6 protein-coding genes are annotated in these 7,585 nt (G+C 46.7%); all 6 read left to right on the top strand.

Annotation, left to right across the window (positions count from 1 at the left end; translation table 11 throughout):
• Positions 1 to 213 (top strand): helix-turn-helix domain-containing protein (locus AC1DWN_RS23035; RefSeq protein ID WP_477561235.1); only part of this gene is annotated, 213 nt, incomplete at its 5' end.
• Between the two features lie 155 nt (positions 214 to 368).
• The gene (locus AC1DWN_RS23030) at positions 369 to 2,033 is read left to right on the top strand and encodes an extracellular solute-binding protein (protein WP_477561234.1); all 1,665 of its coding nucleotides are present in this window, start codon (positions 369 to 371) and stop codon (positions 2,031 to 2,033) included.
• A gap of 115 nt (positions 2,034 to 2,148) precedes the next feature.
• A complete protein-coding gene (locus AC1DWN_RS23025) occupies positions 2,149 to 3,066 on the top strand; it encodes an ABC transporter permease (RefSeq protein WP_477561236.1) in 918 nt (305 codons plus the stop codon).
• Between the two features lie 13 nt (positions 3,067 to 3,079).
• The gene (locus AC1DWN_RS23020; RefSeq protein ID WP_477561233.1) at positions 3,080 to 3,961 is read left to right on the top strand and encodes a carbohydrate ABC transporter permease; all 882 of its coding nucleotides are present in this window, start codon (positions 3,080 to 3,082) and stop codon (positions 3,959 to 3,961) included.
• Between the two features lie 33 nt (positions 3,962 to 3,994).
• Positions 3,995 to 6,244 (top strand): glycosyl hydrolase family 95 catalytic domain-containing protein, encoded by a 2,250-nt coding sequence (locus tag AC1DWN_RS23015; RefSeq protein WP_477561232.1) that lies wholly within the window; start codon positions 3,995 to 3,997, stop codon positions 6,242 to 6,244.
• The gene (locus tag AC1DWN_RS23010) at positions 6,217 to 7,311 is read left to right on the top strand and encodes a glycoside hydrolase family 88 protein (protein ID WP_477561231.1); all 1,095 of its coding nucleotides are present in this window, start codon (positions 6,217 to 6,219) and stop codon (positions 7,309 to 7,311) included. The genes AC1DWN_RS23015 and AC1DWN_RS23010 overlap by 28 nt, the downstream gene beginning before the upstream one ends.
• Positions 7,312 to 7,585: the final 274 nt, after the last annotated feature.

The following is a 7,585-nucleotide window of genomic DNA, read 5'->3' as shown; positions in this document are numbered from 1 at the left end:
GATGCGACAGGAGAGACGCTTCTGGATTTCATTAATAAGACGCGCTTAATGGACGCGAAGCAGATGCTGCTGTCGAATAAATGCCCTGTTAATGAAATATCCCGAGCGGTTGGCTACGGCGATATCAACACCTTTAATCGTATTTTTAAAAAGTTTGAAGGCGTTACCCCGGGTAAATATAGAGAGATGAACGAAGCCGCTCCAGTTCGCTAGAGCGGCTTTCTCTTTTACACCTATTTTATGAAATTAATGATCGTTCATTTAATCTTTTGACGGTTGTTTTACGTTTTGATGATTTATTTATTGCTGTAAAATAGCTAATAATTGGCGTAGAGTGCACTCACTAATAAGGATCAAGGGGGATTTCAATGAAAGTACAGTTCAGCTCGTTGAAGAAAAGCAGCAGCATCCTRATTACTATTGTTCTTGTTTTCGGTATATTAGCGGCATGCTCGAACTCGAATCAGTCTACAAGCAGCGGCAATAAAGGCAATACATCGTCTCAGAAGGAAACAAATCAGCCTGCAACATCAGAGCCTTCAGGTGAGCCGGCAGGTGTATATCCAGTGGATACGAAGGAATCGATCACCTCTTGGGAAGAGGTCAATGATAATCTGATTACTTTCTATTCCAATTTAGCAGAATCGCCGTTTGGCCAGCAATTAGAGAAGGAAACAGGCATTAAGGTGAAGTATACGCACCCTGCCAGCGGACAACGTAAAGAGCAATTCAACCTGATGATCGCTTCGAACAATTTGACAGATGTAATTGAAGTGGACTGGACGAAGGAGTATCCTGGCGGTCCTGAGAAAGCGATTAATGACGAAGCTATCATACCATTAAACGATTTGATTGATCAGCACGCTCCTAACTTGAAGAAACTGCTTAATGAAAATCCTGAGCTGGATAAAATGATGAAGACGGATAACGGCACCTATTACGTATTCCCGATGATTCGTCCGGACAACGGCCTCGTATTCCGCGGTCCGATTATTCGTAAAGACTGGCTTGATGATCTGAAGCTTGCGGTTCCGACGACTATTGATGAATGGTACACCGTTTTGAAAGCGTTTAAACAAGAAAAGGGAGCAACGGCTCCTTTGACGGCTTTGTATAATAATGAAGTCAATTTGCAGGATGCTTTCATTGGTGCTTACGGTACAGCGAATCGTCATTACATTGACGATAGCGGCAAGGTGCAATATGGTCCGACTGACCCTCAATTCAAGGATGCGCTGGCTTTGCTGCGCAAGTGGTATGAGGAAGGACTGTTTGATAAAGATTTTTCATTGAATACAGAAACGAAGGCGCTTGATGCAAAAATGCTGAGCGGAGAGTCCGGTGCAACAGTTCATCTTACTTCCGGCGGTCTCGGCAGATGGATGGAGACTGGCAAGAAGAGCAATGAGAGCTATCATCTGGTCCCTGCTCCTTATCCGACCTTGAATAAAGGTGAACGAGCATTTATGGGTCAACGCAGTTTTGAATTTAATCCTGCTGCAAGCAAAGCGGTTACAAGTGYTGCTAAAAACCCTGAGCTTGTCGTAAAATGGCTTGATTATGCGTTCAGCGAGCAGGGAGCATTATTGTTTAACTTCGGGATCGAAGGCGAAAGCTACACGATGGTAGATGGCGTTCCGACATTTACAGATAAAATTCTTAAAGATCCCAAACATAACTTACAGCAAATGGTATCGCAATTTACGAAGCCGAACGGGCCATTCCTTGGCGATTCAAGAAAGAACTTTAATACCTTCCCTGAGATGGATGACGCTGCTGTTGTATGGGGAGAGACAGACGCTCTAAAACATATGCTTCCAGGATTCCTTACTCCAACAGTGGAGGAAAGCCAAGAGGTTGCAAAAATTTTAACTGCAGTAACAAGCTATAAGGAAGAAATGTTCATGTTGTTTGTAATGGGAAGAGAGTCGCTGGATAAATTTGATGACTATGTAGCGCGGATTAAAACGATGGGCATTGACCGCGTAACAGAAATCTATCAATCGGCACTAGATCGTTACGAAGCAAGATAATGAATCGGCAAGGCTGTGGATGAAAAGCGCTGGCGGTACTGGTGCTGATGTTGGTGCCAGTGCCAGTGTCGCTTCCTATCCGCAGCCTAATTGCTCAGGATGGAGAGGAGTTATTATGAAGGCTAACGTGATAATTCGCGTACTGTTCGATATACGCAAAAACAAATATTTATATATGATGCTTCTTCCGTTGATCGCCTATTATCTTTTATTTCATTACCAGCCGATGTATGGCGCTATCATTGCTTTTAAAGATTTTTCACCGCGTCTAGGCATTTTAGGAAGCCCGTGGGCAGGCTTGGGGCATTTTATTGATTTTTTCCAAGGCGCTTATTTCTGGAGAACGATTCGCAATACTTTTATGATTAGCTTCTATGATTTGATATTTGGCTTTCCTGCTCCGATTATATTGGCGCTTCTGCTCAATGAGGTTAAAGCGCAGTTTTTCAAAAGAACTGTTCAGACGATTACTTATTTGCCCCATTTTATATCGCTTGTCGTCATTTGTGGAATCATTAAGGATTTTACGTCAAGCAGCGGAATCATTAATGACATCATTGCTTTTTTTGGCGGTGAGCGCATCTCTTTACTTCTGGAGCCGAGCTTGTTCAGAGCGATTTATGTGTCTACAGATATATGGCAGAGTATCGGCTGGGGTACGATCATCTATTTAGCAGCACTAACAGGAATTGATCAAGAGCAATATGAAGCGGCGAAGATCGATGGAGCCGGAAGATGGAAGCAGATGAAGCACATCACGGTTCCAGGCATTCTGCCCACGATTATGGTGCTGTTGATTTTAAATTTGGGACGTATGATGAATCTCGGCTTTGAAAAAATTATTTTGCTGTACAATCCCGGCGTTTACGAGACTGCTGACGTTATTTCATCTTATGTTTACCGGGTAGGGCTGCAAGATTTCAATTATAGCTTTAGCTCGGCAGTCGGTTTATTCAATTCAGTAATCGGTTTTATTCTCGTTATTTCTTCTAATTGGATTAGCCGCAAGCTGAATGACACAAGTCTATGGTAGCAGGGAGGTATTGATGGTGAGAACAGAATCTTGGGGCAACAGGCTATTTGATATTGGAAACTATATATTACTAATCCTGCTGATGGTTGTAACGATATATCCATTGCTGTATGTCGCTTTCGCGTCGTTCAGTGATGCTTCTCAGCTGATGGCTCATAAAGGGGCGCTGTGGAGGCCGCTTGGCTTCTCTTTTGATGCATATAAGAATGTATTCCGAAATCCGATGATAGGCTCTGGTTATTTGAACACTTTGTTTATACTCGTCTTTGGCTTGGGTATTAACATTCTATTAACATCGTTTGGGGCATATGCGCTGTCGCGCCGAACACTTGCTTACCGCAAGCAAATTATGCTGTTTTTCGTATTTACTATGTTTTTTAGTGGGGGACTCATTCCATTTTACTTTTCTGTGATGAATCTGGGTCTTCGGAATTCGCTTTGGGCGCTTATAATCCCAGTTGCGGTCAATACGTTTAATCTCATCATTATGCGGACGGCGTTTGAGGCAATTCCGGTAAGTCTTGAGGAGTCAGCGAAAATGGACGGAGCTAACGATTTCGTTATCCTGTTTCGAATCATTTTACCGCTCTCACTGCCTGTTGTAGCTGTTATTCTGCYTTACTATGGGGTCAGCCATTGGAATGCTTGGTTCAATGCTTCGATCTTCCTGCAGGATCGCGAAAAGTTTCCGTTGCAATTAATTATGCGAGAAATTTTGCTTCAGGGCGAGGCAAGCGCAATGGCGGAAGGAGCGGCAATGGAGGATATGGCGATGCTCTCAGCAACGTTAAAGTACGCAACGATTATGGTGGCGACGGTACCCATATTGCTGGTCTATCCATTCCTGCAAAAGTATTTTGTTAAGGGTGCGATGATCGGTGCGATTAAAGGATAAATAGAGCTTGTCACGGTGAGGAGGAAGTTCTGTTTGGAATATAAGAGCGAAGAAATGAGCGCCGTTCGGCTTAATCAGGATTGGGAAACGTTCCTTGACAAGCATGATATGGATTGGGTTGTTAGGCCTCTGTCTTGGGAGGCAGGGGCTTTTATAGGCAATGGATCAATTGGTGCGATGGTTTATGGAGAGGRGCATTCAAGCCATAGGGGGCTGCTGCGGTTTGTGCTGGGCCGTACAGATGTAACCGCTGATACTGGCGGCATTACGGATTTTGATCCTCGAGTTCCAGTCGGAGAGCTTCATCTCATGCTTGAAGGTTGGGTTTATCAGCCGACCGCTATGAGGCTTGACTTATGGAATGCTGAGTTTCGTGCTGACATCACGACGACGAAGGGCGAGGTGCGGCTGCGCGCTTTCGTCCATAGTGAAAAACCTGTGGTATTTATCGAGCTTGAAATGTCAGAGGGCGAGCGGAAAACGGTCATTAAATGGGTTCCGCACACGGAGCTGTCGACAGTTCTGAAGCATTCTGACGGGATTAATGTGAATCAATACAAACCAGAAGCAGAGGTGGAGCGGCTGCAGCTCCGTGATGCGGAAGTGGGGCTGCAGCGCTTTGGCAGCGGGAGAGGCTGTGTGACAGCATGGAAGGAGCAGGCCTTCTCAGATGCTCACAAAATGGCATGGTTCTCCTTAGTGAATGGATGCGAGGAATCGGATTGCTTAAGGGCTGTGCAGGAGGTTCAAGCTGCGGCAGACTGCTCTTTGGAAGATTGGGTGAGCATGCATCGCGATTGGTGGCATCGGTATTATGAGCAAAGCTTTTTATCCATTCCCGATGCGCAGCTGGAGAGCTTCTATTGGATTCAAATGTATAAGCTTGCGTCAGCTGTGAGGGCGGATGCGCCATTGCTTGATAATACGGGTCCTTGGCTGACGACTACACCTTGGCCGGGCGCTTGGTTCAATATGAATGTTCAGATGAGCTATTCTCCTGCATATACCGCTAATCGTCTGGAGCTGGGTGAATCACTCATCGGAGCTCTGAAACGCAATGAAGAGAGATTGATTGCAAATGTAGCAGAGGCTTATCGATTCGACAGCGCTGGTCTCGGTAGAAGCAGCGGTCCCGATATGAGAAGTGAAGTTGACGATGAGATCGGCAATTTGACCTGGGTTTGTCATAATATATGGCGGCATTACCGTTATACAATGGATGAGTCGCTGCTGCGGGACATGCTGTATCCGCTGCTAAAGAGAAGCGTTAATTATTATTTGCATCTGCTCACGGAAGGCGAGGATGGTAAGCTGCATTTGCCGCCGACAATATCGCCGGAGTACGGCTCTTTCAAACGTCTGACAGTTGCGGATTGTCATTATGATCTTGCTCTTCTGCGTTGGGGATGCACGACGCTGCTTGCTGCCTGCGAGCGGCTGCAATTAGAGGACAGCAGAGCGGACTGTTGGAGGGATGTGCTTGATCGATTAGCGCCGCTGCCGATCGACGATACCGGCTTTCAAGTGGGCAAGGATATGCCAATGGCCTTCGGGCATCGGCATTTCAGCCATATGCTGGCCGTATTTCCGCTCCACCTCATCTCGGGTGAAAAGGAAGGGGAATGGGAGCTTATTTACAAGTCGCTGCAGCATTGGCTAAGTCTTGAGGGGGATCTGCGCGGCTTTAGTTTCACCGGTGCAGCTTCTATTGCAGCGACATTGGGACTTGGGGATACGGCACTGCAATGTTTGCGGACGCTGCTGCTCATGATTACGCCGAACACGATGTATAAGGAAGCGGGACCAGTAATTGAGACACCGCTTGCTGGTGCGGAAGCGTTGCAGGATATGCTGCTGCAAAGCTGGGGGGATCGTATTCGCGTATTTCCAGCTGTACCAAAGGAATGGCAGGATACAGCCTTCCATAATTTACGAGCTGAAGGCGGATTTCTAGTCAGCGCGGTCAGAAAAGAAGGAACGACCAGCTTCATTCGGATAAAGAGCTTGTCGGGAGAGCCATGTTTGATTCAATCAGATTTGCCGGAGCAAGGTGTCGTGAAGGCGGTTCGAGTGGTAAATGGCATTGAGCTTGGTGATGCATATGTGGTGGACTGCGAGGACAACAAGCTCGTTCGTCTGCAAATGCAAGCAGGAGATGAGATCGTTCTCTATAGCAGCAATCGAATGCCTCTGTTGACAATTGCGGCGGTAAAACACAGCAAGCCAATCTACAATTATTTTGGGGGGCGTACGCCATGGCGGCAATATGGGATAGTCTTCTAATTCCGCGGGTGGAGAGAATGATAGTGCAGATCGGAGACAAGTCTCCGCATAAAACGATCGATGGCGTATATGATCATATGCGGCTGGACTGGTGGACTTCCGGATTTTGGCCTGGCATTCTGTGGATCATGTATGATATGACTAGCGAAGAGCGGTATCGCGAGCATGCTTGGGGATGGGACGGGAAGCTGGAGCAATGCTTTGTAACGGAATCCAATTTGCATCATGATGTCGGCTTTCAATTTTTGCCGACAGCTGTTATTAAATATAAGCTCACCGGAGATGCAGATGCGCTTCGAAGAGGACTGGCTGCCGCGAACTTCTTAGCGGGAAGGTTTAACTTGGCCGGGCGGTATTTAAGGGCATGGAATCAAGAGTTTACAGGCTGGGCTATTATCGACTCCACGATGAATCTATCCCTATTATTCTGGGCTTCCGAGCAAACAGGCGATCCAAGATACAGACATATTGCGGTCGCTCATGCAGATACTGTGCTTGAAAAATTTATGCGGGCGGACGGCTCCGTCTGTCATATCGCAAGCTTTGATGCGGAGTCAGGCGCATTTTTAGAAGAGCTTGGCGGCCAAGGCTATGCTCCTCAATCAGCTTGGAGCAGAGGGCAGGCATGGGCTTTGTACGGTTTGGCGAATTGCTATCGTTACACGGGAGAGCAGAGGTTTTTACATGCTGCTCAGAGAATAGCTCATTATTTTCTAGCTGCGTTGCCGGAGGAACATGTTCCGCCTTGGGATTTTCGAGTGCCTGAGACTGACCGAGAGCCGAAGGATACTTCGGCGGCATCCTGCGCTGCTTCCGGCTTGCTGGAAATTGCGGCATGCCTGCAAGGTCCTGAATCGCTGCTTTATGCGGATGCGGCAGATCGCATATTGCAATCTTTGACTTCACGATTTGCGACATGGGTGCAGGAGGATGAGCAAGGGCTGCTGAGACAGGGTACAGGCCATCGGCCAGCCGGTCAAAACGTAAATGTTTCCTTAATATACGGTGATTATTTTTATGTAGAAGCACTCGCAAAACAGAATGGCTGGAGAAATCGAATCTTTTAAAAGAGCGGATCACGACGATGCTGGAGCCGAAGTGTGATCCGACGACCTTTCCCTATATTCCTGATGCAAGGTCGGTGCTGATTGAGAATCCACTGCGTTTCGTATGGCTGACCCTAAGACGGATGAACAGTACTATGTGCTGAAGATAAATGTCTCTACTAATTTCAGAACTTTAGCGACAACGGAAAAATGAAGAGTCAATCAGTTTCAAAAGAAAGGGAGGTCATCCCGAGCAAGCATTCGAATGCTGCTGCGGGATGACCTCCCTTTTATT

The organism is Paenibacillus sp. P4_A7, assembly GCF_056402455.1.
The sequence above is the reverse complement of the archived record's forward strand: the minus strand, read 5'-3'. Positions and strand labels throughout refer to the sequence as shown.